The 22332-nt window shown below is 54.2% G+C and carries 23 protein-coding genes and 2 tRNA genes; 15 read left to right on the top strand and 10 right to left on the bottom strand.

What is annotated here, in order from left to right; translation table 11 throughout:
* Nucleotides 1-24: 24 nt before the first annotated feature.
* Both pyrB and pyrI read left to right on the top strand, forming a co-directional pair.
* Nucleotides 25-921, top strand: coding sequence for an aspartate carbamoyltransferase (gene pyrB / locus J2T58_RS06050; RefSeq protein ID WP_253488216.1), 897 nt, complete (start codon nt 25-27; stop codon nt 919-921).
* Nucleotides 918-1382, top strand: a complete 465-nt coding sequence (pyrI, locus tag J2T58_RS06045) for an aspartate carbamoyltransferase regulatory subunit (protein ID WP_253488215.1) — start codon at nt 918-920, stop codon at nt 1380-1382. Before pyrB ends, pyrI begins: the two co-directional genes overlap by 4 nt.
* On the opposite strand, the gene J2T58_RS06040 is transcribed toward pyrI, so the two are convergent.
* Nucleotides 1375-1833, bottom strand: a complete 459-nt coding sequence (locus tag J2T58_RS06040; RefSeq protein ID WP_253488214.1) for a phosphopantetheine adenylyltransferase — start codon at nt 1831-1833, stop codon at nt 1375-1377. The two genes, pyrI and J2T58_RS06040, sit on opposite strands and share 8 nt — an antisense overlap.
* Nucleotides 1834-1862: 29 nt before the next feature.
* Between J2T58_RS06040 and J2T58_RS06035 the strand changes: the two genes are divergently transcribed.
* From J2T58_RS06035 to J2T58_RS06020, 4 genes are read left to right on the top strand one after another with little or no spacing between them, the layout of a single operon-like run.
* The gene (locus tag J2T58_RS06035; RefSeq protein ID WP_253488213.1) at nt 1863-2354 is read left to right on the top strand and encodes a gamma carbonic anhydrase family protein; all 492 of its coding nucleotides are present in this window, start codon (nt 1863-1865) and stop codon (nt 2352-2354) included.
* Nucleotides 2347-3624 carry a CoB--CoM heterodisulfide reductase iron-sulfur subunit A family protein gene (locus J2T58_RS06030; protein ID WP_253488212.1) on the top strand — a complete coding sequence of 426 codons (1278 nt, stop codon included), beginning with the start codon at nt 2347-2349 and terminating at the stop codon, nt 3622-3624. Before J2T58_RS06035 ends, J2T58_RS06030 begins: the two co-directional genes overlap by 8 nt.
* Nucleotides 3624-4643, top strand: a complete 1020-nt coding sequence (mtnA, locus tag J2T58_RS06025) for an S-methyl-5-thioribose-1-phosphate isomerase (protein WP_253488211.1) — start codon at nt 3624-3626, stop codon at nt 4641-4643. The genes J2T58_RS06030 and mtnA overlap by 1 nt, the downstream gene beginning before the upstream one ends.
* A 35-nt stretch (nt 4644-4678) precedes the next feature.
* Nucleotides 4679-5386, top strand: a complete 708-nt coding sequence (locus tag J2T58_RS06020; protein WP_253488210.1) for a DUF116 domain-containing protein — start codon at nt 4679-4681, stop codon at nt 5384-5386.
* Here the strand turns inward: J2T58_RS06020 and J2T58_RS06015 are convergent.
* The 3 genes from J2T58_RS06015 to J2T58_RS06005 all read right to left on the bottom strand — a co-directional run bounded on the left by J2T58_RS06015 (nt 5351) and on the right by J2T58_RS06005 (nt 6813).
* Entirely contained in the window at nt 5351-5761 is a 411-nt protein-coding gene (locus tag J2T58_RS06015; RefSeq protein ID WP_253488209.1) for a polymer-forming cytoskeletal protein, read from the bottom strand. The genes J2T58_RS06020 and J2T58_RS06015 overlap by 36 nt on opposite strands.
* Nucleotides 5762-5783: 22 nt before the next feature.
* The gene (locus J2T58_RS06010) at nt 5784-6641 is read right to left on the bottom strand and encodes a geranylgeranylglycerol-phosphate geranylgeranyltransferase (RefSeq protein ID WP_253488208.1); all 858 of its coding nucleotides are present in this window, start codon (nt 6639-6641) and stop codon (nt 5784-5786) included.
* 97 nt (nt 6642-6738) lie between these two features.
* Nucleotides 6739-6813: transfer RNA gene (locus tag J2T58_RS06005), tRNA-Arg, on the bottom strand.
* Nucleotides 6814-6872: 59 nt separating this feature from the next.
* On the opposite strand from J2T58_RS06005, the gene J2T58_RS06000 reads away from it, so the two are divergent.
* Entirely contained in the window at nt 6873-7988 is a 1116-nt protein-coding gene (locus J2T58_RS06000) for a tRNA (guanine(26)-N(2))-dimethyltransferase (protein WP_253488207.1), read from the top strand.
* Here J2T58_RS06000 and J2T58_RS05995 read toward each other — a convergent pair.
* The gene (locus tag J2T58_RS05995) at nt 7975-9087 is read right to left on the bottom strand and encodes an OBG GTPase family GTP-binding protein (RefSeq protein WP_253488206.1); all 1113 of its coding nucleotides are present in this window, start codon (nt 9085-9087) and stop codon (nt 7975-7977) included. The genes J2T58_RS06000 and J2T58_RS05995 overlap by 14 nt on opposite strands.
* Nucleotides 9088-9195: 108 nt before the next feature.
* On the opposite strand from J2T58_RS05995, the gene J2T58_RS05990 reads away from it, so the two are divergent.
* Nucleotides 9196-9269 (top strand) — tRNA-Glu (locus J2T58_RS05990).
* Nucleotides 9270-9343: 74 nt separating this feature from the next.
* Here J2T58_RS05990 and J2T58_RS05985 read toward each other — a convergent pair.
* Nucleotides 9344-10264, bottom strand: a complete 921-nt coding sequence (locus J2T58_RS05985; RefSeq protein ID WP_253488205.1) for a bile acid:sodium symporter family protein — start codon at nt 10262-10264, stop codon at nt 9344-9346.
* Nucleotides 10265-10546: 282 nt separating this feature from the next.
* Here J2T58_RS05985 and J2T58_RS05980 point away from each other — a divergent pair, with 282 nt between their 5' ends.
* Nucleotides 10547-11974, top strand: a complete 1428-nt coding sequence (locus tag J2T58_RS05980) for a Kelch repeat-containing protein (RefSeq protein WP_253488204.1) — start codon at nt 10547-10549, stop codon at nt 11972-11974.
* Between the two features lie 82 nt (nt 11975-12056).
* Here J2T58_RS05980 and J2T58_RS05975 read toward each other — a convergent pair whose 3' ends face one another.
* From J2T58_RS05975 to J2T58_RS05965, 3 genes are all read right to left on the bottom strand, one after another.
* Nucleotides 12057-13037 carry a DUF3821 domain-containing protein gene (locus J2T58_RS05975; RefSeq protein ID WP_253488203.1) on the bottom strand — a complete coding sequence of 327 codons (981 nt, stop codon included), beginning with the start codon at nt 13035-13037 and terminating at the stop codon, nt 12057-12059.
* Nucleotides 13038-13221: 184 nt separating this feature from the next.
* Complete coding sequence (locus J2T58_RS05970; RefSeq protein WP_253488202.1) at nt 13222-13974, bottom strand: ABC transporter permease; 753 nt, start codon at nt 13972-13974, stop codon at nt 13222-13224.
* 2 nt (nt 13975-13976) lie between these two features.
* Nucleotides 13977-14957 (bottom strand): ATP-binding cassette domain-containing protein, encoded by a 981-nt coding sequence (locus J2T58_RS05965; protein ID WP_253488201.1) that lies wholly within the window; start codon nt 14955-14957, stop codon nt 13977-13979.
* A gap of 206 nt (nt 14958-15163) precedes the next feature.
* On the opposite strand from J2T58_RS05965, the gene J2T58_RS05960 reads away from it, so the two are divergent.
* The 6 genes from J2T58_RS05960 (at nt 15164) to J2T58_RS05935 (ending at nt 22002) form a co-directional block, all read left to right on the top strand.
* A complete protein-coding gene (locus tag J2T58_RS05960; protein WP_211531637.1) occupies nt 15164-15364 on the top strand; it encodes a hypothetical protein in 201 nt (66 codons plus the stop codon).
* A gap of 90 nt (nt 15365-15454) precedes the next feature.
* A complete protein-coding gene (locus tag J2T58_RS05955; RefSeq protein ID WP_253488200.1) occupies nt 15455-16600 on the top strand; it encodes an NAD(P)/FAD-dependent oxidoreductase in 1146 nt (381 codons plus the stop codon).
* Between the two features lie 52 nt (nt 16601-16652).
* Nucleotides 16653-16961, top strand: a complete 309-nt coding sequence (locus J2T58_RS05950) for a hypothetical protein (protein ID WP_253488199.1) — start codon at nt 16653-16655, stop codon at nt 16959-16961.
* A gap of 153 nt (nt 16962-17114) precedes the next feature.
* On the top strand, nt 17115-19088 hold the full coding sequence (locus tag J2T58_RS05945) for a DNA topoisomerase subunit B (protein WP_253488198.1): 1974 nt from the start codon (nt 17115-17117) through the stop codon (nt 19086-19088).
* Nucleotides 19078-21561 (top strand): DNA gyrase subunit A, encoded by a 2484-nt coding sequence (gyrA, locus tag J2T58_RS05940; protein ID WP_301287489.1) that lies wholly within the window; start codon nt 19078-19080, stop codon nt 21559-21561. The genes J2T58_RS05945 and gyrA overlap by 11 nt, the downstream gene beginning before the upstream one ends.
* 27 nt (nt 21562-21588) lie before the next feature.
* On the top strand, nt 21589-22002 hold the full coding sequence (locus J2T58_RS05935) for a secondary thiamine-phosphate synthase enzyme YjbQ (protein ID WP_253488197.1): 414 nt from the start codon (nt 21589-21591) through the stop codon (nt 22000-22002).
* A gap of 7 nt (nt 22003-22009) precedes the next feature.
* On the opposite strand, the gene J2T58_RS05930 is transcribed toward J2T58_RS05935, so the two are convergent.
* Nucleotides 22010-22273: a stationary phase-response protein gene (locus tag J2T58_RS05930; protein ID WP_211531643.1), complete on the bottom strand. Its 264-nt coding sequence runs from the start codon at nt 22271-22273 to the stop codon at nt 22010-22012.
* Nucleotides 22274-22332 lie beyond the last annotated feature (59 nt).

Genomic DNA, 22332 nt, shown 5'->3' with positions numbered 1-22332 from the left:
ATATCCTCGTACTGGCGGATCATTATGGATCATATAATCTCGATAAAAGAGGTGTCCCGGGAGGAGATCGATGATATCCTCAATCGGGCGGCTGCGATCGACCAGGGGTCATTTGATCCCGGTGCCCTGACAGGGAAGATCCTTGCCGTCCTTTTTTTTGAACCAAGTACCAGAACACAGATGTCATTTACCGCGGCGATGCAGCGGCTGGGTGGCACCGTCATCAATCTCGGCTCGGTAGAGGCAAGCTCGATTGTAAAAGGTGAGACCCTTGCAGACACCATCCGGGTGGTCTCAGGATATGCCGACGCCATCGTCCTGCGCCATCCAAAGGAGGGGGCAGCACTGCTTGCATCCGAGTTCTCGACGGTGCCTGTCATTAATGCCGGTGATGGAGCCGGCCAGCACCCTTCCCAGACACTCCTTGATCTCTTTACGATCCGGCAGTCGATGCCGCTTGAAGGAATAGATGTCGGATTCCTCGGGGATCTCCGGTATGGGAGGACGACGCACTCCCTCGCATTCGCCCTCTCACATTATGGGGTCCGGATCCATACCATCACCCCGCAGGGGCTCGAACTCCCGCCAAGCCTCGTCCATGATCTCCAGGAAGCCGGGACCGAGATTGTGGTGCATGAACATATTGACGACATCATCCCGTCCCTTGATGTCCTCTATGTCACCCGTATCCAGCGGGAGAGATTCCCCGATCCGGGCTCCTATGCATCGATAGCCTCATGGTACCGCATAACACCGGAGGTGCTCGCCGGGGTCAGGGACCATTTCATCCTGATGCACCCCCTCCCCCGTGTCGATGAGATCGACCCTGCCGTCGATGCGCTCCCCTGCGCCCGCTACTTCCAGCAGGCGAAAAACGGCGTTCCCATTCGGATGGCCATGCTGCAGAAGGTGTTACAATGAAGAGAAAGCCGGAGGAAGGGCTGCTGATCAGCCCCATCAGGAACGGGACAGTGATCGATCATATCGATCCGGGGGAGGGACTCTCTGTCCTGCGAATTCTCGGTGTGACCGGAAGGACGACGGAGTGCCTATCGATTGCGACGAATGTACAAAGCAGGCAGATGGGAAAGAAGGATATCGTCAAGATCGAGAATCGTGAGCTGAAGAAAGAGGAGGTGGATCGGATCTCTCTGGTAGCCCCCCATGCCAGTATCAATATCATCCGGGAGTTCCGGGTTGAGAAGAAGATCGGAGTTGAGATCCCCTCCCTCATCACCGGGGTCATCCGGTGCCCGAATCCCGGCTGTATATCAAATGCGAATGAGCCGATAGAGAGCTCCTTTCACTGTCAGTCAAGAGGGTACCGGTGCCGGTACTGCGAGACCCTGATCACCCGGGATATTGCAACCTATATCATCTGATCAGGTGGCCATCGGGATCTATCTCCCCCCGATAGATCCGGGTACTGGAGACGATCTTTCCATCGTCTGCGAGGATGCACTGGATCGTATAGATATCAACCCGCTTTTTTCCCATCTCCTCCCGCAGCCTGTTTATCTCCTCGGCAACGGGAAAGGTCTCTTCTGAGACGACGAGTGCGTCAAAATCATCGTTAAGGGCTGACCCATACTGGTCTGAGAGGCATTCAACGGTATATGAAGCCTCAAAATCCATCGACCCGATCCAGCAGATCAGTTCTCTTTTACGAGTGTCATAAGGGCGGACCGGGTGGCTCTTCTTCTGCACAAATTCATCGGATGTCAGTCCGATGGTGACAGTACCGGCTCTTCCGGCAATCTCAAACGATCTGCTGAGGAGAACCCGGTGGCCGGCATGGAGCGGATCAAAGGTGCCCCCTACCATAACGTTCATGCAAATCATCGTACAACATATACACTATTATGTGTAATGGTGGAAGCCTCAGCTCCTGCATCTTCGTCGCAGGGAACAGCACCATCGTTGGTGATGTGACCTTCGGCAACGATGTGAGCGTCTGGTTTGGTGCCGTGATCCGGGGAGACCGCGAGCGGATCGTCATCGGTGATGGATCAAATGTCCAGGATAACGCTGTCATCCATGGAAGTACCGGCCATCCAACGCTCATTGGTTCACAGGTATCTGTCGGCCACGGGGCGATTCTGCATGGCTGCACCATCTCAGATGAGGTCCTCATCGGAATGGGGGCAATCGTCATGAACGGAGCAGTGATCGGAGCCGGGAGTATCATCGGTGCCGGAGCTGTCGTCACCGAAGGGAAGGTCATTCCACCACATTCCCTTGTTCTTGGCGTTCCCGGAAAGATCCTCGCGGAGACGACAGAGGAGCAGCGCGCATCCATCCTGAAGAACGCAACCGACTATATCGAACTCGCAGGGAGGCACAGGGATGCGTAGGGTTGTTGTCATCGGCGGAGGTGTGGCAGGGATCCAGGCGGCACTCGATGTCGCCAACCATCATATCCCGGTAACACTGATCGAACGGGAACCCAGTATCGGCGGCCACATGGCACAGCTCGACAAGACCTTCCCGACAAACGACTGTTCGATGTGCATCCTCTCACCGAAGATGGTTGATGTGCAGCGTCATCCTCTTATCACCATCAGAACACTTGCAGAGGTGACCAGTATCGAGGGTGAGGTCGGCGACTTCCGCGTAACTGTCCGGCAGCACCCACGGTACGTTGAGACAAATCTCTGTACCGGGTGTGAGGACTGCGTCGATATCTGCCCCGTCGAGGTGTATAACCGGTTTGATGCAGGTGTCGGTGTCCGCAAGGCAATCTACAAGCCGCACCCCCAGGTTGTGCCAAACGTCGTCGTCCGGGATTCAGAGCACTGCATAGAATGCGGTCTCTGCTATGATATCTGCGGCCGTGAAGCAGTTCTCCGTGAGGACACGGAGAAGACGGAGGTGATCGAGGCGGCGAGTGTCATCATCGCCACCGGCTATCAGCTCTTCGATGCCAGGCGCAAGGAGATGTTTGGATACCTCAGGTATCCGGATGTCATCACAAGCCTTGAATTTGAACGCCTGATCAATTCGAGCGGACCAACCGGGGGAGAGGTGCGGAGACTCTCGGATGGTGCAGTACCACGCTCCGTCGTCTTCGTCCAGTGTGTCGGATCACGTGATATGCAGATTGGCAAGAGCTACTGCTCAAGCGTCTGCTGCATGTACGCACTGAAGAATGCGATGCTCATCCGTGAACATCACCCCGAAATCGAGGTAACTATCCTTTACAACGATATCCGTGCCTATGGAAAAGGATATGAGGAGTATTGTGTCCGTGCCGAGGCGGCCGGAATCCGACTACTCCGTGCCTTCCCGGGAGAGGTGATCGCAGGCGACAATGATCTCATCCTGCCCCTTGAGGATACGGAGACCGGCGAGTTCATCAGCCTCCATGCAGATATGGTCGTCCTCTCAGCCGGGATGGAAGCTGAGCCGGATACACAGGCGATTATGGAGCAGCTCGGTATCCCTCTTGATCAGAACGGTTTTGTGAACACAACCGACCAAAAGCTCGATCCCGTCGGGACTATCCGGCCGGGGATCTATGTCGCAGGCACGGTCACCGCCCCACGTGATATACCGGATTCGGTGATGACGGCGGGTGCTGCGGCAATGAGAGCTACCCGCGATACCCTGACGACTGGTGAGTGATGCAGGAGCGGACGATCTGGTGGGAGGAAGGGGGCATTGGCCTTATCGACCAGACACTCCTCCCAGGCCGGTATGAGCATATCGTCTGTGCAACCGTCCCCAGGCTGGTCGAGGCGATACAGAGGCTTGAGGTCAGGGGTGCGCCTGCGCTCGGAGTGGCCGGAGCGTATGGTGTTGCCCTCGCATGCAGGAGAGCACTGCAGGAGAGTCCTGACACCTTCCGTCAGTCTGTTCAGAAGGATGCGGGAGCTCTCCGGTCTGCCCGGCCGACTGCGGTGAATCTGGCATGGGGTGTGGATCAGGTCCTCGCAGCCGTCATGGAGGAGGATGAACCGGTTGCGGCGGCAGAACTGGCACGTAGCCTGGCAGAGGCCCTCGCTGATGAGGACGAAGCTGTCTGCAGGCGAATCGGATCGCATGGCGCAGAGATCATCCCGGATGGTGCCACGGTACTGACCCATTGCAATGCCGGTGCCCTCGCCTGTTCGGCATGGGGCACTGCCCTTGGCGTGATTCGATCGGCTGTGGCTGATGGGAAGGATGTCAGCGTCATCTCATGCGAGACACGCCCCCTCCTCCAGGGATCGCGGCTGACGGCTTGGGAGCTTGCCAGGGACGCCATACCGGTGACGACGATCATCGACTCTGAAGCCGCCTGCCTGATGCAGAAAGGGGAGATAGATCTTGTTATTGTGGGTGCCGACCGGATCTGCCGCGACGGGATCTTCAATAAGATCGGTACCTATATGCATGCGGTCACTGCGCGATACCACCAGATTCCGTTTTATGTCGCTGCACCGAAGTCCACCTTTGATCCATCACAGACTGTTGGTGAGGTTGTCGTTGAGGAACGGGGGCGTGATGAGATAGCTTCATTTTCCGGCGTCAGAACCGTTCCAGATGGTGTGCCTGTTCGTAATTATGCATTTGATGCAACCCCGTTTGATCTCGTCTCCGGTATCATCACCGAGGAGGGGATCATAACCAGTCCAGCTGACCACCCCTGGCTTCTGCCCTGAAGCAAGGGGATAAAGGTGTCAATGGTATATACTAGATGACTATGATCTTTACGGATCCGACTTTGCAGAACCTGATGATCCTCCTTGGAGAGGTGACCCTCTTCGTCATTCTCTTCCTCTTTGGAATTGCGATCCTCATGGTTGTTTTAATCGGCACATCGATCCGATCCGGGAAGGTCATCTTCCCCGCCCTCCTCCGGCCATTCCTTTTCCTGATGGAGGGGTTCGTCAAGGGTCTCTGTGCCTTTGTGGGGATTGAGCCGGGAGAGCTCCTGAAGTTTCTGATCAGACTTGATAACAGAATGAATACAAGTGCGTTCTCTGCGATACCGGTGTCTGAGCGGGCCGTCTTTCTACCACAATGCCTTCGCTCCGCACAATGCCCCGCTCATCTCACCCCGGAAGGGCTTGCATGTGTCGGCTGCCGACGGTGTGATCTAGGTACTGCAATCCCAAAGATGGAGGATCTTGGCTACCGGGTCTTCATCATACCGGGATCGACATTTATCAAAAGAATGGTGCAGAAGTATCGCCCAAAAGCGATCGTTGGTGTCGGCTGCCTGATGGAAGTGAAGGAAGGGCTTGAGATGTGCAACCGGATCGGGCTCGTCGGGATGGGTGTTGTAACCGTGAAGGACGGGTGTGTTGAGACGATCGTCAACTGGCACGACATCTGCGAGGTGATCACCATCGGGGTTGATTCCTCATCAATCCCCGATGATTTTGACGTTCCTTCCAACTAATGTTCCTGAGTGTATCTTGCCATAGATCAGGACAGAGTTCTCGGACCGCACATCTCCGACAGTCACACCAGGTCTGATGATGATATCACCGCCTGCTTCGATGGAATGGATATGTGCCCGATCGCAGATCGTTGCATTCTCATCAACCCGGAGCGGGCCTTTAATGGTGCTTTCCCGCCCGATGACAGCATTTTTACAGACGATATCCCCTTCGACCGATGACTGCGGGCCAAGTTCAAGATCGCCGTCAACGACAAGCCTTCCCCAGAAGTGTGTCCGTGTGGGCACCATAAAGTTACCATGTATATGGACATTTCCTTCAAAGAAGGCTCCCGGTTCTGCCAGATAGGTTGTATTTCGCTTATAGACTCGCATATCTCCCCTCTATACTAAGCAATTAGTCAATCGGGATAAAGATTTCCATTCCTGCCGCAACCGCAAAGATGAGCAGGGCTGCATACATCAGGTATGCCAGCTGTTTTGTCACATGAAGATCCCGCACACATGCCGGGGTGGAACACTGTCTCACAGAATAGACGGATTTCAGAATCGCTGCATCCACAACAAGTATCCCGATAAGGTATGGAAGGCCCCACCAGAGAACAGGGATGAAGCTTGCCATGACAGCAACGATGGCACATCCAAATGCAATCGCTGCAGAACGCTGAAGACCGGCGACCATGGGAAAGGTCGTTGCCCCACCTGCGGCATCCCCGTCAATATCCTCTGCATCCTTGAGGATCTCACGCGAAACTGTTCCGAAGAAGGTGATAGCCACCAGCGGAAGCGTGATGATGAGCCCGTCAATCCCCGCGAGTGCACCCCCGAAAAGGAAGATGCTCCCTGAAAGGTAGGCGACTGAGAGATTTCCAATAAGTACTGCCTTTTTCAGATTTCGTGCATAGAAGATGAGGATCAGGGTGTTGAAGACCGCAATCGCAAGGCAGATTGGATTGGTAAAGAGTGCAGCTCCAATACCTCCGATGAAGAGGAGGATGGAGTACAGCCCGGCCCCCCGGACTGTCATCTCACCCGAGGGTATCGGGCGATCTGGCCGGTTGATGGCATCAATTGCAGCATCGTACGCATCATTGATGGTATTGCCCGCCGCTGTGATCAGAAGGACGGTGACAAAGAGAAAGAGCGTCTCCGGGATGAGCGACCCGGCCGCGATAAAGTAGGCGATGATCGCCGCACCTCCGGCAACGAGGCAGTTCGCAGGCCGAGTGATCCGTATGAATCCCGGTAGATGCATTACGTACTACGTAGGTAGTCGATCTATTTATCATTGGATGTACTATTCCGGCCTCTGCGGACCTGGAGGGGCAGAAGGGTGGTTGTTCAAAAAGAGACGGGCATGGAGGGATTTGAACCCCCGACCATTAGCTTAGGAGGCTAACGCCCTATCCTGACTAGGCCACATGCCCTTTGACCATTATAGTTAGGGTGACGAAGGTATAAGTTTTGCGAAGACCAGGTGTACAGAATGGATTTTGCTTCTGTCGTCGAAGGGACGACCCGGTTTACCATTCCCCGGCAGGATGATGATGCTCACTTCCCACCAGGGACGGCCCCTGTCTTCTTTAATAAACGGATGGAACTGAACCGTGATGCCACCATCCTCCTCCTCTCCGAACTCCTCCCATCGGACTATCTCGACCTGATGGCCGCAACAGGCGTCCGGGCACTCCGTGTCGCACATGAATGCGCCATCCCCGTCATCGCCAATGATCGTGATGCTGCGGCTGTCAGGTTTCTGAAAGATAATGCCCGGCGCCTCAATCTCCCCATCAGGGTCGTCAACCGGGATGCCCATGCACTCCTTGCAACCGAGCGGTTTGAGACGGTGGATCTCGATCCATTCGGGAGCCCGGCACCCTTCATCGATTCCTGCATCAGATCTGCACGGCGGTATCTCTTTGTGACCGCAACCGATACTGCACCGCTCTGTGGTGCTCATTTAAAAGCAGGGATGCGGCGGTATGCAGCCCGGCCGATGAATACCGATTATCATCCCGAGGTGGGGCTCAGGATGCTCATCGGGCATGTGGCACGGGAGACGATGAAGTATGACCGGGGCATCGAGCCGATCCTCTCGTTTGGGTTTGAGCATTTTCACCGGACACATCTGCGGCTTATCCCCGGTGTCCGGGCAGCCGACAGGACCCGTGCATCCCTTGGATATATCCACCAGTGCCCCGACTGCGCATTCCGGGAGGTGGAGGCGGACCTGCTGCCCGGATCCATTACCTGCCCGTACTGTTCAAAAAAAGCTGATCCCATCGGGCCGCTCTGGGTCGGAGAGATCATCAACCGTGAGATTGTACAAAACCTTCTTGAGCGGATCCAATCGATGCCACTGGGATCAAAAGCGAGGCTGACCCGGCATCTCACCCTCCTTCTTGGAGAACTGCCGCTCCTGCCCCATTATGACTATCATCTGATGGCAAAGAGGACCGGGGCATCACCCCCGGCGATGGATATTTTTTTAGCCCGGCTGCGGGAGAGGGGGTACCAGGCGAGCAGGGCACATTACTCCGGCACTGCCGTTCTGACAGATGCCCCTCTTGATGTTATTCAGGGTGCGTTCAGAGTTTCGTGACGATGGTGAGGATATCACCGTCTGCGAGGACATGGGGGAGGCCGACACGCTGGGCATCATGCTTGACCGAGTCACCCCAGACCTTCGCATACCTGAACCTGTCAACGAAGTCGCGGTGAAGCCGGTTGCAGACATCCTCGACGGTGCTGTCCTTTCTGATGATAAGCGGCTCTTCCATATCGGCAGGACCCCCGACCGGCTTTAGGAAGATCTGGATGAAACCCAGATGATTGTAAATAGCATCCTTCAGACCGGTGATGTTGTACCCGGAGACTGCCGAGATCATGATTGGCGGTTGTCCAAACTGTTCGGTGAGGTGGTTCTCGATCTCGCCGCGCGTCTGATCATCAACCAGATCTACCTTGTTAATTGCAACAAAGGCAGGGATATACCGGCGGTTGCCAAACATCGCATCAATGAAATCCTCCTGATCCACATTTCCACGGATGAGAACATCGGCATTGACGATCTTGTTCTCGGCAAGGATAGTCCGGATCTCATCGAGATCAAGTGTGGCTGTCCCGACGGTGTTGAGCCTGATACCACCCATCCCGCTCTTCTTGATGGTGATATCCGGCTTTGGCTTGTTAATCCTGATCCCGGCATCATATAACTCCTTCACCAGGACATCGATATGCCGGTCATTGAAGACATCACCAAGGATGATGATGAGATCAGCCGTCCGAACGACGGCGATAACCTCCTTGCCACGCCCCTTCCCCATCGCTGCACCGGCAATAAGCCCGGGAATATCCAGGATCTGAATCTTTGCACCTTTGTACTCCATCAGCCCGGGAACAACGGTAAGCGTGGTAAATGCGTATGCACCCGTCTCGCTCTTCGTTCCGGTCAGTGAGTTTAAGAGTGTTGATTTACCGACCGATGGAAAACCAACGAGAACAACAGTTCCATCCCCGGACTTCTTGACAGAATAGCCTTCTCCCGTTCCGGAGGACTTCATGGCGCGGGCAACCGCCTCATCTTTGAGTTTGGCGATCTTTGCCTTTAAGCGGCCGATGTGGAGGGATGTTGCCTTATTATATTTCGTATTCTTGAGCTCATCCTCAATCTCACGAATCTGCTCTTCAAGGCTACTCATTCCTATATTATGGGCTCTCTCTCTTCATGAATCTATGGAATAGCCCGCCCGAATCTAAATCATAACGATTAAATATTCAGAAGATATAGTTAATAGAGCACAAGCGTTGCTGATATAGTGTAGTCGGTCAATCATGTAGGACTCTCACTCCTACGACTGGGGTTCAAATCCCCATATCAGCATTATCTCTGTTTTCTTGTCTTTTTCCCCATTGCAGCCCTTATTCAACTAAAAGAGATTGCACGAACGATTCAGGCTACCACCTGTCATTTGATTTACAAGGCCATTTCATCCCCAGCTTCGGGATCAGCCCCTCCTTCCTCTTCTTCCGGTAGATGACACCCCCAAAGACCATCATAAAGATGATCCCAAAGATGGCGATCACAAGGACCATGAAGATGATCTGGGGGTCCCTGAAGTTGGCGGTAACGACGACGAGGGCAGCGGAGACATTCCGGAACCCGGTACCAAAGGAGAGGACCTCGCGGCTCAGCCGGTCTGATCCTCCCATCAGGTGGCCGATGGCAAATGATCCGAGGATGAAGAGGATCGCAACAAGCACGCCCTGAAGGCCGAGGACTGCACCTGCCCTCACGGTGAAGTCGCTTGTCACAAGGACGAAGGTATGGATGAGAAGCACAAGGATGATGGAGAGATCTGACGTCCTGCTGACGACCGGATGGAGCAGTTGTGCCACCTCCGGGAGCTGTGCCCGCAGCGCCATCGTGACAAGAAGCGGAATCAGCATGAATGTGACGAGATAGAGTGCGGTGCTGCTCTTATCAATAGCGACATCCCCGATCAGGAGAGGAAGAACAAGCGGCATATAGAGGATGGTGGCCAGGATCAACACCATTGTCAGCCCGACCGCATACGCGACATCCCCCTTCACAATCGAGATCGCCTTTGGGAGCGACGGGGCACCGGCGGCGGCAGCGACGATCAGAAGGCCGGTTGCCAGGCCGGGATCAAGGGGGATGACCCTCAGGATGAGAAGGGCAAAGAGGGGGACGGCAAGAAAATTTGCAAGGAGCGAGATGGTCAGGAGCCCTTTCTTCTTCCATGGGGCGAGGATCTCCCGTGCAGTCAGGTTGAGCCCCATCGCAGCAATACTGGTGATGACAAAGAACCAGATCGCATAATTGCCAATATCAGATACCAGCGGGTTTGCAGCCATCCCTCACCCCTCCGGGTTCATTGATTAGTGCCGGGAAGTTAAAAATGGGTTGTGATTGTTCTAACCATTTGAGGGTGGATACGGGGGAGGAATCCGAATTGTATGCGTTATCCGGTACCCGTTTCCATCGTTTTGTTGCGCTCCTGATAAAAATACGAAACGATTATTGCTCATCTGCTCTTTCCATGTATACCGCAGGGAAATAGGACGTCGTAACGGAAACCAAGGCTAGAAAACGTGTTCCGCTTGATCAGCCTTCTGCGATAGCCAGGATGAGCCATCATGAATACTAAAACTGATATCAAACGAATTCTTGGAGTACTGATTATCCTCACCTGCATGGTTGGAGGTGTCAATGCCGCCGGTTCGCTTTCAGCTGACTTTTACGCCACGCCTGAAAACGGTAGCGCTCCATTGACAGTCGAATTCACAGATCTATCCACTGGGGATGCTTCCGGCTGGGCATGGTACTTTGGTGAGGGGATCACCGATCCTGAGTGGACTGAGATGGCCCCGGATGCAGGATGGTCGCCCCGGGGAGGCCATTCAATGGTTGCCCTTTCCGATGGGAGCGTCGTCCTGATGGGTGGCATTGAAGATGGTGCCTACACCCATGATGTCTGGCGATCAGAGGACTCCGGTACCACCTGGAGCCGGATTGCTGAAGCACCCGGGTGGCCACCCCGCGTCTCCCATAGCAGCCTTCTCCTCCAGGATGGCAGTATCCTTATTATGGGGGGCTTATTTTGGGATGGTGAGCAATATCTCGATTATAATGATGTCTGGCGTTCAACCACGGGGGGCGCTCACTGGACGAAGGTAACCGATGAAGCCGGGTGGTCGGCCCGTGATGGCCTAACCAGTCTTCTCCTTCACGACGGCAGCATACTCGTGATAGGAGGGTGGGACAGGACCGGCCAGAAGAACGATGTCTGGCGTTCGAATAATAACGGTATTTCCTGGTCCCAGATCTCTTATCGGGCCGGATGGCCTGCCCGGACATACCATTCCAGTGTTCTGCTCCCTGATGGCAGTATTGTCCTGATGGGCGGCTACTTTGAAGATGATGAGGGCTGGTCATACTACAATGATGTCTGGCGCTCAACCGACAATGGTGCCACCTGGACTGAAATGACATCGGATGCCGGGTGGTCGGCCCGTGATGGCCATACGAGCGTTGCACTCCCCGATGGGAGCATTCTGCTGATGGGAGGCAGGGATGATGATACGAGGTATAACGATCTCTGGCATTCAACAGATTCCGGTGCCACCTGGACCGAGATCACTCCTGAGACGGGGTGGCATGCACGTGACCGTCAGGACAGTCTGCTCCTTCCTGATGGGAGCATTCTCGTCACAGGTGGCTGGCATTATGATGGGAATGACGAATTTACCTACTTTAACGATGTCTGGCGGCTGGAGACAGCCAGCTCAATGATACAGAATCCCTCTCATCTCTATATGGCTCCGGGCAGCTATAGCGTCACACTCCGGGCATTCAATGCCGCAGGGTTTTCCACCCTCACGAAAGAGGATTCTATTACCGTCACCGAGCCTGTCCCTCCAGAGACACCAGCTCCCCCAGTCACTCCTGAGCCTGAAGAAACACCTGTTCAGACACCAACACCAGAGGAGTCCCCGGTTGCCTATGCACCGGTTCTGCTCATGATCGCAGGGCTGATTGTAGTTGCGATGCGAAGAGAGGAATAATCTTTTTTGCGCGATTTTATACGAGAGAGTCTATCCCGGTAACTCTTTTTCCCAGACCTTGAATTCAAAAAAAGTATTTAATTTATATTTTACGCAGATATAAAAGGATTATAAGAATTGCACCTATGGTTATCAAAGCCGCTGTCGGGGCAGGAGTCGGCTCTGGTGTGGGAGTTGGGGTTGGAGTGGCAGGAGTCGGCTCTGGTGTGGGAGTGGGTGGAGGTGTGGCAGGAGTCGGCTCCGGTGTTGGAGTGGGGGTTGGAGTGGCAGGAGTCGGCTCTGGTGTGGGAGTGGGAGTGGGGGTTACTCCACGGACCTGATATGTTATCGTATTTGATTCAGGAGCATAATCTGCAAATCCCTGTGGGTTCTCCCATATCACCCGAATTGAATGGCCACCCCTCCCAAGTTGCTGAGAGGTAAACGAACCCACAACTTCATCAGTATACATAACAGGTGATGTGATATTTATATTTGAGAAGTCCATGCCATCAACGACCCACGTCTCTCCTCCATCCGGACCGGTGAATATGACGGTGACCGTTGCCGGATAATGATTCCCCACCCGGTAGTGTGCTGCGACCCTTGAAGATATAATCTTCACAGCGAGTCTTGTTGTCTCAGGGATGGTAATTCCTTCGGTTGATTCGTGATGATAAGGACTGGCCAGAACAACATCTATCTCAAGACCTGGACGCTCGATACGTATGGATGCACCTGCACCATCAGCGGACGAATACGCAAAATAGGTTGCTGGTACTTCCAAAACCTCTACATCAAGGACATGAAATGAAGTATCATCAGAAACAGGGATCGTATCCAGAATTGCTTTTGATGGATTATCATCCCGATATCTCTGTAAACTTTCAACAGGATTGTTGGTTGTGGTGTTTCTTAGCTGGGTGAGATCCAAATCCCGTTCCCAGATAAAGATCGTATCTCCAGGTTGAATGTCAGATATCCCAGGTCCTCGCGCCATTGCTGAATGTGTTATCAGCGATACGGCAAGGATGAATACTATGAGGAGGGTAACCCCTCTTATAAATCCGGTTGTCATGCTCATGAGAAGACCTCCCAGTACTCTCCATACAAGAGAATAGATTATATAAAATTATTGTAACCGGACTGAAGAAAATAGGATCACCAGGCTGGGGCCCCCCAAACTCCTCCTTAGAAGAGATTGGCACAAATACAAAAAGATAGCAGGAAAGAACCAGAATTCTTCCAACATCTTTCTCCAACCTTTTTCACACTGACGCTTTCCTGAATAAAAACGCCCCGATAACGATCATCACCACCGTACTTGCAGTAAGCACCAGCAGGCATACCATCGGATGGATGGCTGAGGTGCCAAGCAGGCCATACCGGATCCCCTCGACACCATGGGTGAGCGGGTTTAGAAGTGTCAGGGGTATCACCCATTCGGGGAGGCTGGTAATAGGAAAGAGTGCGCCGGAGAGGCCGAATATCGGGAAGATCACAAAGTTCATGATCAGCTGGAACCCGTGCATATCCTCCATCTTCGAGGCGATGGCAATCCCAAACGCGGCGAAACAGATGCCGATCAGTGTCATGAAAAGGAATGCGATGAGAAATCCCCGGTATGTAGGAATACCAAGTCCGATGAAGAGCGATAAGACCAGGATCAACGCCCCCTGGATGACAGCGGTCGTCGCCCCGCCGGCGGTCTGGCCGAGCATGATCTCAAGCCGCGATACCGGTGCAACAAGCGTCTCCTTGAGGAATCCAAACTGTTTGTCCCAGATGATCATAATTCCCGAGAAGACGGAGGTGAAGAGTACCGCCATTGCGATGATCCCGGGCACCAGGAACTGGAGATAGTTCTCCCCGGTACTGCCCGGTATCTGCACCACCTCATTCAGCCCGAATCCAAGAGCCACCAGGAAGAAGACCGGCATCCCGAGGCTCCCGACGATCCGGCTCTTTGAACGGAGATAGCGCTTCATGCTCCTGAGCCAGAGGGTATAGACGATATCCATCCTCAGTTCCTCCTCGGCATCATCATCCGCATCCGGTCCACCGCACCCGCCTCTTCCTGCCGCATCTCCCTGCCTGTATAGTGGAGGAAGACATCCTCAAGAGTAGGTTTTCTGATCGAGATGGATGCAATCGTATAGCCATCCCGGCCGATCAGACCAAGGAGGTCAAGGAGGTGATCTTCAGCAGATCGGACCCGGATGATCACCTGCCCGTCATACTGTTCCGCACCCAGAATCCATGGGGCCGTGATATCGTCTGCAATTCTGCCTGCATCGGGGGATGTGATGGAGACGACGTCCTCACCAACCATACTCTTCAGGGTGGCAGGTGAGTCCATCGCAACGATCCTGCCCCGGTCGATGATCGCAACCCGGTCGCAGAGGCGGTCCGCTTCATCCATGTAATGGGTGGTGAGGATGATGGTGATCCCCTTTGTCCGGTTCAGGTTCCGGATATACTCCCAGAGATGGTTTCGGGTCTGGGGATCAAGGCCAAGAGTCGGTTCATCCAGGAAGAGGACAGACGGCTCATGAAGGAGACCTCGCGCTATCTCCAGCCGCCGACGCATACCACCGGAGAAGGTCTTCACCAGACTCTCCTGCCGGTCTTCCAGCTCGACAAGCCGGAGCATGGCACGTATCCGCTCCTCCCTGAGCACCTTTGGGATGCGGTAGAGCCTGCCATGGAAATCCATATTCTCCCACGCGGTCAGCTCCTCATCAAGGCTCTGATCCTGGAAGACAACACCGATGGCTTTCCGGACGCCATCCTGATCGTTTTGGATATCAATACCATTGAGAGATGCCCGGCCCGATGTCGGTTCAAGGAGGGTGGAGAGCATCGAGATGGCTGTCGTCTTCCCGGCGCCATTCGGACCAAGCAGACCAAAGATCTCACCTTTTTCTATCTCAAAGGAGATGGCGTCGACTGCAGTAAAATCCCCGAATCGTTTCGTGAGCCCCTCTACAAGAACTGCCGGCATATTCTATCTCCTCCTATCGATCAGAACCAGAAGGCTGCATCATCAAAACCTGATGAGTATCCTGATCAACAAAAGAACGTGCCAGGCGATATGGCTTGCGGAGTTGCCAACCATCGGAACGTCATGAGAGATGGAACGGCCATATCGGATCGCAGAAATCCCCCCATATACCTTTATTACCCGACCCAACAATCTAAGGGACAGGTATGCCGGATGAATGGAAGGTGACGATCACGGTAACCCTGAAGGTCGGCGGTGCATCAACGAGGAAGGAAGCGGAGAAGGCAGCACTAGAACGGCTCTTTGCCCTTCTGAAGAGTGGCGCGGAGATCCCCTGGGATACAACCGTTGTTCCGTTGAAGGAGCACAGGGGCGATGAGCCGGTATTCGGGGTACGGTGGGAGTAAAACCCCTCCGGCTGATTCGCCACCCCGTTTTTGGATTAATGCACTCCGAGCACCCTTCTTATCTCCTTACCCCGCCAAGATCGATCACCAATGTATGATCTCGTCGTCGTTGGGGGAGGACCAGTCGGGGCAACCGCCGCCCGGTTATCTGCTCAGGCGGGCCTCTCCACACTCCTTATTGAAGAACACGCCACAATAGGCGATCCTGTCCAGTGCGCCGGCCTCCTCAGCTCATCAGCCTTCGCCGAATGCGAGACCTCTGAACAGTCAGTGTGCAACACCGTCTCGGGGGCCCGTATCGTCTCCGGAGCAGGGGATGAGCTCCTCTTTGATGCAGAGGTCACAAAGGCCTGGGTCGTGGACCGATCCGCCCTCGACCGGGAGATGATGATGGCAGCCGGCGATGCCGGTGCTGAGATCCGGGTGAAATCCTATGCACGATGGAGACGGCCGGGACTGATCAGCATCCAGGGATCGGGCGGATATGAGGAGATCCCCCACCGGATCTGTATCGCCGCCGACGGGCCACGAAGCTCCATCGCACGGGCGGCCGGGCTTGGAAGACCCCGATATCTCCTCTCCGGCATCCAGGCGGAGATACCACATCAATCAGATCCACGGTATGTTGAACTTCACCCGGATGCATCCCCTGATTTCTTCGGATGGGTGATCCCGATCTCCCCGACACGTGCCAGAGTGGGGCTTTGCGGAGCTGCGGATGTCGGGGAACGCTTTGCCAGGTTCATCCGAGGATATACCGATACATCCGTACATCTGGCCACCGGGGCGATCCCCCTTGGTCCCCTCGAACAGACCTATTCGGATCGCCTGATGATCTGCGGGGATGCCGCCGGCTTCCCCAAGCCGACCTCGGGCGGGGGTATATATACCGGAATACGGTCTGCCCGCCATGCTGTTGCCACCACCATCAGTGCTCTCGAATCGGATGATGCCGGAGAGACCAGCCTATCTGAATACGAAGATCTCTGGAAGGCGGACTTTGGGCGTGAGCTCTCCCTTGGACTCCGCCTCTTTGAGATGCGGGGGAGAATGTCCGAGAGTGATATCAATATCGCGATCCGGAAGCTCTCCCAGCCCGATATCCTCCGGATCATCGTGGAGGAGGGGGATATGGACAGGCCGGGCCGGCTCATCTGCCGGCTGATGGGCAGGCCCGATCTCCTCACACTCTTTGGGAGGATCGGAATGACGACCATCCTGAGGGGCCTCATCTGATCCCCCCTTCTAACCATATCCTTCATCTCATCAAAGCGCAAGATCCATATCTATGGAGAGTAAATTCGGGCGTGGTTTCGTTGTGAACCTGGTCCTCCTGAGCAAACACTTCGCCCTACCCCCTGAGCAGGCCTTCTATGGCGCATCGGATCACCTCACCGAGATGCAGATGCCACCACGATTGAAAGGCACCGAGGCCGAGGAACTGATGATGCGCCTCAAGAAGATCGTCATCTGGCATAAGATCGGGATCAATGATAAACAGGATGCCGAAGCCGCGCAGAAAATCATCAAACGGCTCGTCATCGCAGTTGATAAGGAGCTTGGAATCGACGATCCGGATATGGGATCATTTGACTGATTCCCGCCCTTTTCCATTGAATAGGGAACTATATCATCCCTGAGAGCCAATATATATGTCAGAGCAGACGGCATCTCCCCGTCTGCAGAGATAACGGCAGTTATACCATTATTCAAAAAAATAAACCCATATCTGCCCTGATCGGAGCCATGCATGAATAGTACATACAACGCAGAACAGATCACCGTTTTAGAAGGTCTCACTCCAGTGCGAGAGAGGCCGGCGATGTATATCGGGAGCACGGACAGCCGGGGTCTGCACCATCTCATCTACGAGGTTGTGGATAACTCCATCGATGAAGCGCTTGCCGGGTATTGCAGCCACATCAGCATCCAGATCAACACCGACGGATCCTGTACCATCGAGGATGACGGGCGTGGAATTCCAATCGATATCATGCCAAAGTATGGGAAGAGCGCCCTCGAAGTGGTGATGACCATCCTTCATGCCGGAGGGAAGTTTGACAAGAACTCCTACCAGGTATCGGGAGGTCTTCATGGCGTTGGTGTATCGGTCGTCAACGCCCTCTCGGAATGGATGACCGCCGAGGTCTTCAGGGGAGGGAAGATCTATTCGATACGGTTTGAACGGGGGGTGGTCATATCACCGATATCATCTGTCGAAGAGTCCGAGGAAGAGCAGAAGCGCCGCCTGAAGGATCGGTATGGATCTGCAGCCTCATCGATGGATCTCAATGATCCCACCCTCCTGAGCGGAACCCGGATCACCTTCAAACCGGATGCCTCAATCTTTGAGACGACCCACTTTGATTTTGATGTCATCAGCTCCCGGCTCAGAGAGCTTGCCTTCTTAAACAGCGGCCTGAAGATCCGAATACTGGACAAGCGTAGCGGTGATGGCGAAACCTTCCATTACGAGGGGGGAATCATCGAGTTTGTCAAATACCTCAATGATGGCAAAGAGGCGATCTACCCTGATGTCATCTACTTTGGAAAGAAGGATGAAGAGAATAAGATCGAGGTGGATGTTGCCATCCAGTATAACACGGGATACAGCGAGTCCGTCTTTGCTTTTGTAAACAGTGTTAACACACGCGAGGGTGGAACACATCTTGAAGGCTTCCGCTCCGCACTGACCCGGGCGATCAACACCTCAGCGAGGAAGAAGAATCTCCTCAAAGGGGATTTCTCCCTCAAAGGTGATGATGTCCGTGAAGGGCTCTGTACGGTTATCAGCCTGAAGATTGCAAATCCCCAGTTCGAGGGGCAGACGAAGATGCGGCTTGGTAACTCCAATGTCAAGGGTATCGTCGACTCTCTCGTCTATAGCTCACTCATCGAGTATTTTGAGGAGCATCCAAAAGTCATCACCATCATTACCGAGAAGGCATCCATGGCTGCACGGGCACGTGAGGCTGCACGAAATGCCCGTGAGCTTGCCAGAAGGAAGAGTACACTTGAGTCCTCCGGACTTCCCGGGAAACTTGCCGACTGTTCAGAACGGGATCCGTCAAAGAGTGAGATCTACATTGTTGAGGGAGATTCGGCAGGCGGATCAGCCAAGCAAGGTCGAAACAGGCGATTCCAGGCGATCCTCCCACTGAAGGGAAAGATCCTCAATGTTGAGAAGGCAACCGAGCACAAGATCCTTAAAAATCTCGAGATTAACGCCCTCATATCTGCAATCGGAACAGGGATCGGGACGAACTTTAATCCTGAAAGGGCACGGTACCATCAGATCATCATCATGACCGATGCGGATGTGGATGGAGCACATATCAGCACTCTCCTGCTCACGTTCTTCTACAGATATATGAAAGAACTGATTGAACTTGGTTACATTTACATCGCCCAGCCTCCCCTCTACCGGATTGCCAGGGGGAAGAACGAGCGCTACGTCTTCCGTGAAGATGAGATGCGAAAGGCCCTCCAGGAGATGGGGGAGACCGGCGTCCATGTTCAGCGATACAAGGGTCTTGGTGAGATGAATGCAGACCAGCTCTGGGAGACGACGATGAATCCTGAAAAGCGTGTCCTTAAGCAGGTGATGATCGAGGATGCCATCCATGCAAACGATATCTTTGAGAAACTCATGGGCGAGAATGTCTCGGCACGAAAGGACTTCATCAAACGCCATGCAGGAGAGGTGAAGAACCTTGACATCTGAGGAAGGAAGAGCACACATCATCCCGGTTGCGATCGAGGATGAGATGAAGAAGAGTTACATCGATTATGCGATGAGTGTCATCATCGGCCGTGCCATCCCTGATGTCCGCGACGGGTTAAAACCGGTCCACCGGAGGACGCTCTATGCGATGTGGGGGACCGGGAACACCTCGGATAAGCCATTCCGGAAATCGGTCAAAGCCGTCGCAGCAACGATGGAGAACTACCATCCCCACGGAGACTCGGCGATCTATGATACCCTCGTCAAGATGGCCCAGCCTTTCAGCTATCGATACACTCTTGTTGAAGGGCAGGGGAACTTCGGATCCATCGACGGTGACTCGGCCGCGGCGATGCGATATACCGAGGCCCGCCTGACAAAGGTCGCAGAGTCGCTCCTCATCGATATCGAGAAGCAGACCGTTGATTTTACGCCGAACTTCGATGGTTCAACGACAGAGCCTGTTGTTCTCCCGTCACGGGTTCCAAACCTCCTCGTCAACGGGACGAGCGGGATCGCAGTCGGGATGGCGACAAACATGCCCCCTCACAATCTCGGCGAGGTCTGTACCCTTGTTGAACGGTTCATCGAGGATAGCAGCCTTCCGCTCAATGAGATCCTCTCGATCCTCCCGGGCCCGGATTTCCCGACCGGCGGGCAGATCATGGGAAGGGACGGTATCGTCAACGCCTATACAACAGGATATGGACGGATTATCGTCCGTGGTGTCGCGGAGATAGAGATTGGGAGACGTGAAACACAGCATATCATCATCACAGAGATCCCCTACCAGGTCAATAAGGCACGACTCATCGAGCACATAGCAGAGCTCGTCCGTGAGAAGAAGATCGAAGGAATCAGCGATCTCCGTGACGAGTCAGACAAGGAAGGCATCCGGATCGTCATCGATCTCAAGAAGGGGATCAACGCAGATGTCATCCTGAATCTGCTGTACAAACATACGCATCTCCAGACGACCTTCGGTGTCATCAACCTTGCAATCGTCGATGGGCAGCCGAAAGTTCTGCCAATCACCGATCTCCTCCGCCACTTCCTTGCCCACCGTGTCGAGGTGATCAGGCGGCGGTCCGAGTTTGAGCTGAAGAAGGCACGTGACCGGAACCATATTCTTACCGGCCTTCTGATCGCCCTGGATCGGATCGATGAGGTGATCGCAACCATCAGGGCATCGCCATCCGTTGAACAGGCGAGTCTTGCCCTCATCGACCGATTCTCCCTCGATGAGATACAGGCAGACGCCATCCTGAAGATGCAGCTCCGCAGGCTGGCGGCACTTGAACGGCAGAAGATCGAGGATGAGAAGAAGGCGCTTGAAGCAGAGATTGCCCGACTTCTTGAGCTCCTCTCAAGCGAGGCGAACATTCTAAGGGTGGTAAAGGAAGAGACAGCCTCAATCCGTGAGCAGTTCTCTGATCCGCGCCGGACGGAGATTGCCGAGAGTGCGGAATTCCTTGATAAGGAAGCACTCATCGAAGAGAAGCAGGTCTTCGTCGCACTCACCGAACAGAACTACATCAAGAGAATGCCCCTTGAGACCTACCGCCAGCAGCGGAGAGGTGGCCGTGGCATCATCGGGATGTCAACGAAGGAAGAAGACTGTATCGCCTCCGTCTTCGTTGCGTCAACCCATGACTATCTCCTCTGCTTCTCTGATAAAGGGAAGGCGTACTGGCTGAAAGTCTATGATATCCCCGAGGGATCACGGACATCACGCGGCAAGGCAATCGTCAACCTCCTCGAACTGAACAACGAGACGATACAGACGGTTATCCCGATCTCCAGCTTCAGAAGCGATCATTTCCTCTTCTTTGCAACGAGGAATGGAACCGTCGTCAAGATCGCTCTTGATCAGTTTAAGAACCCAAGACAGTCCGGAATAAACGCAATCAAGCTCAGGGAGGGGGATGAACTCGTCGATGTCAAATGGACCGACGGGGGGCGCGAACTTATCCTGACGACCCGGCATGGTCAGAGCCTGCGGTTCCATGAAGAGACGGTCCGGGCAGTCGGCAGAGGCGCGATGGGGGTCAAGGGGATATCACTCCGTCATGGCGACCAGCTCCAGGCGGTTACCGTCGTTGACTATGACCATCTCCTGACGATCACCGAGAAGGGATATGGGAAGAGGACAGAGTTTGAAGAGTTCCGTGGACATGGACGTGGAACCCTTGGTGTCCGGAACATCGTCACCGACACCCGTTCCGGAATGGTGGTCGCCTCACGTTCAGTCGCAGATGCTGATGAGATCATCGTGATGACCGCATCAGGGATCGTTATCAGAACCCCGGTCGACGGAATCACCATTCAGAAGCGGAGCACACGAGGTGTCCGGATTATCCGGCTTGAGGATGGCGACCGGGTGACAGGCTTTGCGACCATCACCGCAGACATGCTCCCTCCTGAAGGTGAGGAAGAGTTGGGTGACGAACCCGACGACGACCAGAAAGAATAGATGTATGGGAGGGTATATCCCTCTCCCATGTACCAGACCCGGATACAGATCAGGACCTCCGGTGAAGGAGATATCATCAATATCACCGCTGCTCTTTCTGATGCCGTGTGTACAAGCGGCATCCAGACCGGGGTCCTTCACCTCTTTGTCATCGGATCGACCGCTGCCCTGACGACGATTGAGTATGAACCCGGTGCCCTCGCGGATCTCCGTGATGCCCTTGGGCGGATCGCGCCGGTCAGTGCTCAGTATGCCCATGATGCCAGGTGGGGCGATGGAAACGGGAGATCCCATGTCCGGGCAGCCATCCTCGGCCCCTCGCTCTCTATTCCTGTTTCAGAAGGAAAACTCCTCCTTGGAACATGGCAGCAGGCGATCCTTGTCGAGCTGGATATCCGTCAGTCACGGGAAAGGATGATCGTCATGACGATCATCCCCTGAAAAAAAGTTAGTCGAGTGGTATTGATTCAAGCTGTGAGACGAGCTCCCAGATACGGGTCCGTGCATGCACCGGCATGTTTGGATCATTGCTGACCTCGTCGATCTTGGAGATTGCTGTTGCAGCCCTGAGTCCGGGAGCATCTGATTCATTCAGAAGAATAAGCCGGGTCTCATCTGCAATCCTGCGGATATTCCTCGGAATGGTATTATCCTCCGTCATCATCTGCAAAATCTGTACACAATTTCGTATTGTATTGTCTGTTGGTACCAATGAAAGCCCTCCATATTGCCCTCTACTATTCCCCTCATAGGTTTATATAGTTTCATCAC

The sequence above is a fragment of the Methanocalculus alkaliphilus genome, from assembly GCF_024170505.1.
In the GTDB taxonomy this organism is placed as follows: Archaea; Halobacteriota; Methanomicrobia; order Methanomicrobiales; family Methanocorpusculaceae; genus Methanocalculus; species Methanocalculus alkaliphilus.
The sequence above is the reverse complement of the archived record's forward strand: the minus strand, read 5'-3'. Positions and strand labels throughout refer to the sequence as shown.

Coding starts and splice junctions, on each gene's coding strand:
- J2T58_RS06035 (WP_253488213.1), top strand. CDS start 1,863: ATGTGTAATGGTGGAAGCCTCAGCTCCTGCATCTTCGTCGCAGGGAAC.
- J2T58_RS05970 (WP_253488202.1), bottom strand. CDS start 13,974: ATGGATATCGTCTATACCCTCTGGCTCAGGAGCATGAAGCGCTATCTC.
- J2T58_RS05945 (WP_253488198.1), top strand. CDS start 17,115: ATGAATAGTACATACAACGCAGAACAGATCACCGTTTTAGAAGGTCTC.
- J2T58_RS06010 (WP_253488208.1), bottom strand. CDS start 6,641: ATGCATCTACCGGGATTCATACGGATCACTCGGCCTGCGAACTGCCTC.
- J2T58_RS05975 (WP_253488203.1), bottom strand. CDS start 13,037: ATGAGCATGACAACCGGATTTATAAGAGGGGTTACCCTCCTCATAGTA.
- J2T58_RS05960 (WP_211531637.1), top strand. CDS start 15,164: ATGCCGGATGAATGGAAGGTGACGATCACGGTAACCCTGAAGGTCGGC.
- J2T58_RS05985 (WP_253488205.1), bottom strand. CDS start 10,264: ATGGCTGCAAACCCGCTGGTATCTGATATTGGCAATTATGCGATCTGG.
- J2T58_RS06015 (WP_253488209.1), bottom strand. CDS start 5,761: ATGCGAGTCTATAAGCGAAATACAACCTATCTGGCAGAACCGGGAGCC.
- J2T58_RS05935 (WP_253488197.1), top strand. CDS start 21,589: ATGTACCAGACCCGGATACAGATCAGGACCTCCGGTGAAGGAGATATC.
- J2T58_RS05965 (WP_253488201.1), bottom strand. CDS start 14,957: ATGCCGGCAGTTCTTGTAGAGGGGCTCACGAAACGATTCGGGGATTTT.
- pyrB (WP_253488216.1), top strand. CDS start 25: ATGGATCATATAATCTCGATAAAAGAGGTGTCCCGGGAGGAGATCGAT.
- J2T58_RS05995 (WP_253488206.1), bottom strand. CDS start 9,087: ATGAGTAGCCTTGAAGAGCAGATTCGTGAGATTGAGGATGAGCTCAAG.
- J2T58_RS05980 (WP_253488204.1), top strand. CDS start 10,547: ATGAATACTAAAACTGATATCAAACGAATTCTTGGAGTACTGATTATC.
- pyrI (WP_253488215.1), top strand. CDS start 918: ATGAAGAGAAAGCCGGAGGAAGGGCTGCTGATCAGCCCCATCAGGAAC.
- J2T58_RS06020 (WP_253488210.1), top strand. CDS start 4,679: ATGACTATGATCTTTACGGATCCGACTTTGCAGAACCTGATGATCCTC.
- mtnA (WP_253488211.1), top strand. CDS start 3,624: ATGCAGGAGCGGACGATCTGGTGGGAGGAAGGGGGCATTGGCCTTATC.
- J2T58_RS05950 (WP_253488199.1), top strand. CDS start 16,653: ATGGAGAGTAAATTCGGGCGTGGTTTCGTTGTGAACCTGGTCCTCCTG.
- J2T58_RS06040 (WP_253488214.1), bottom strand. CDS start 1,833: ATGAACGTTATGGTAGGGGGCACCTTTGATCCGCTCCATGCCGGCCAC.
- J2T58_RS06000 (WP_253488207.1), top strand. CDS start 6,873: ATGGATTTTGCTTCTGTCGTCGAAGGGACGACCCGGTTTACCATTCCC.
- J2T58_RS06030 (WP_253488212.1), top strand. CDS start 2,347: ATGCGTAGGGTTGTTGTCATCGGCGGAGGTGTGGCAGGGATCCAGGCG.
- J2T58_RS05955 (WP_253488200.1), top strand. CDS start 15,455: ATGTATGATCTCGTCGTCGTTGGGGGAGGACCAGTCGGGGCAACCGCC.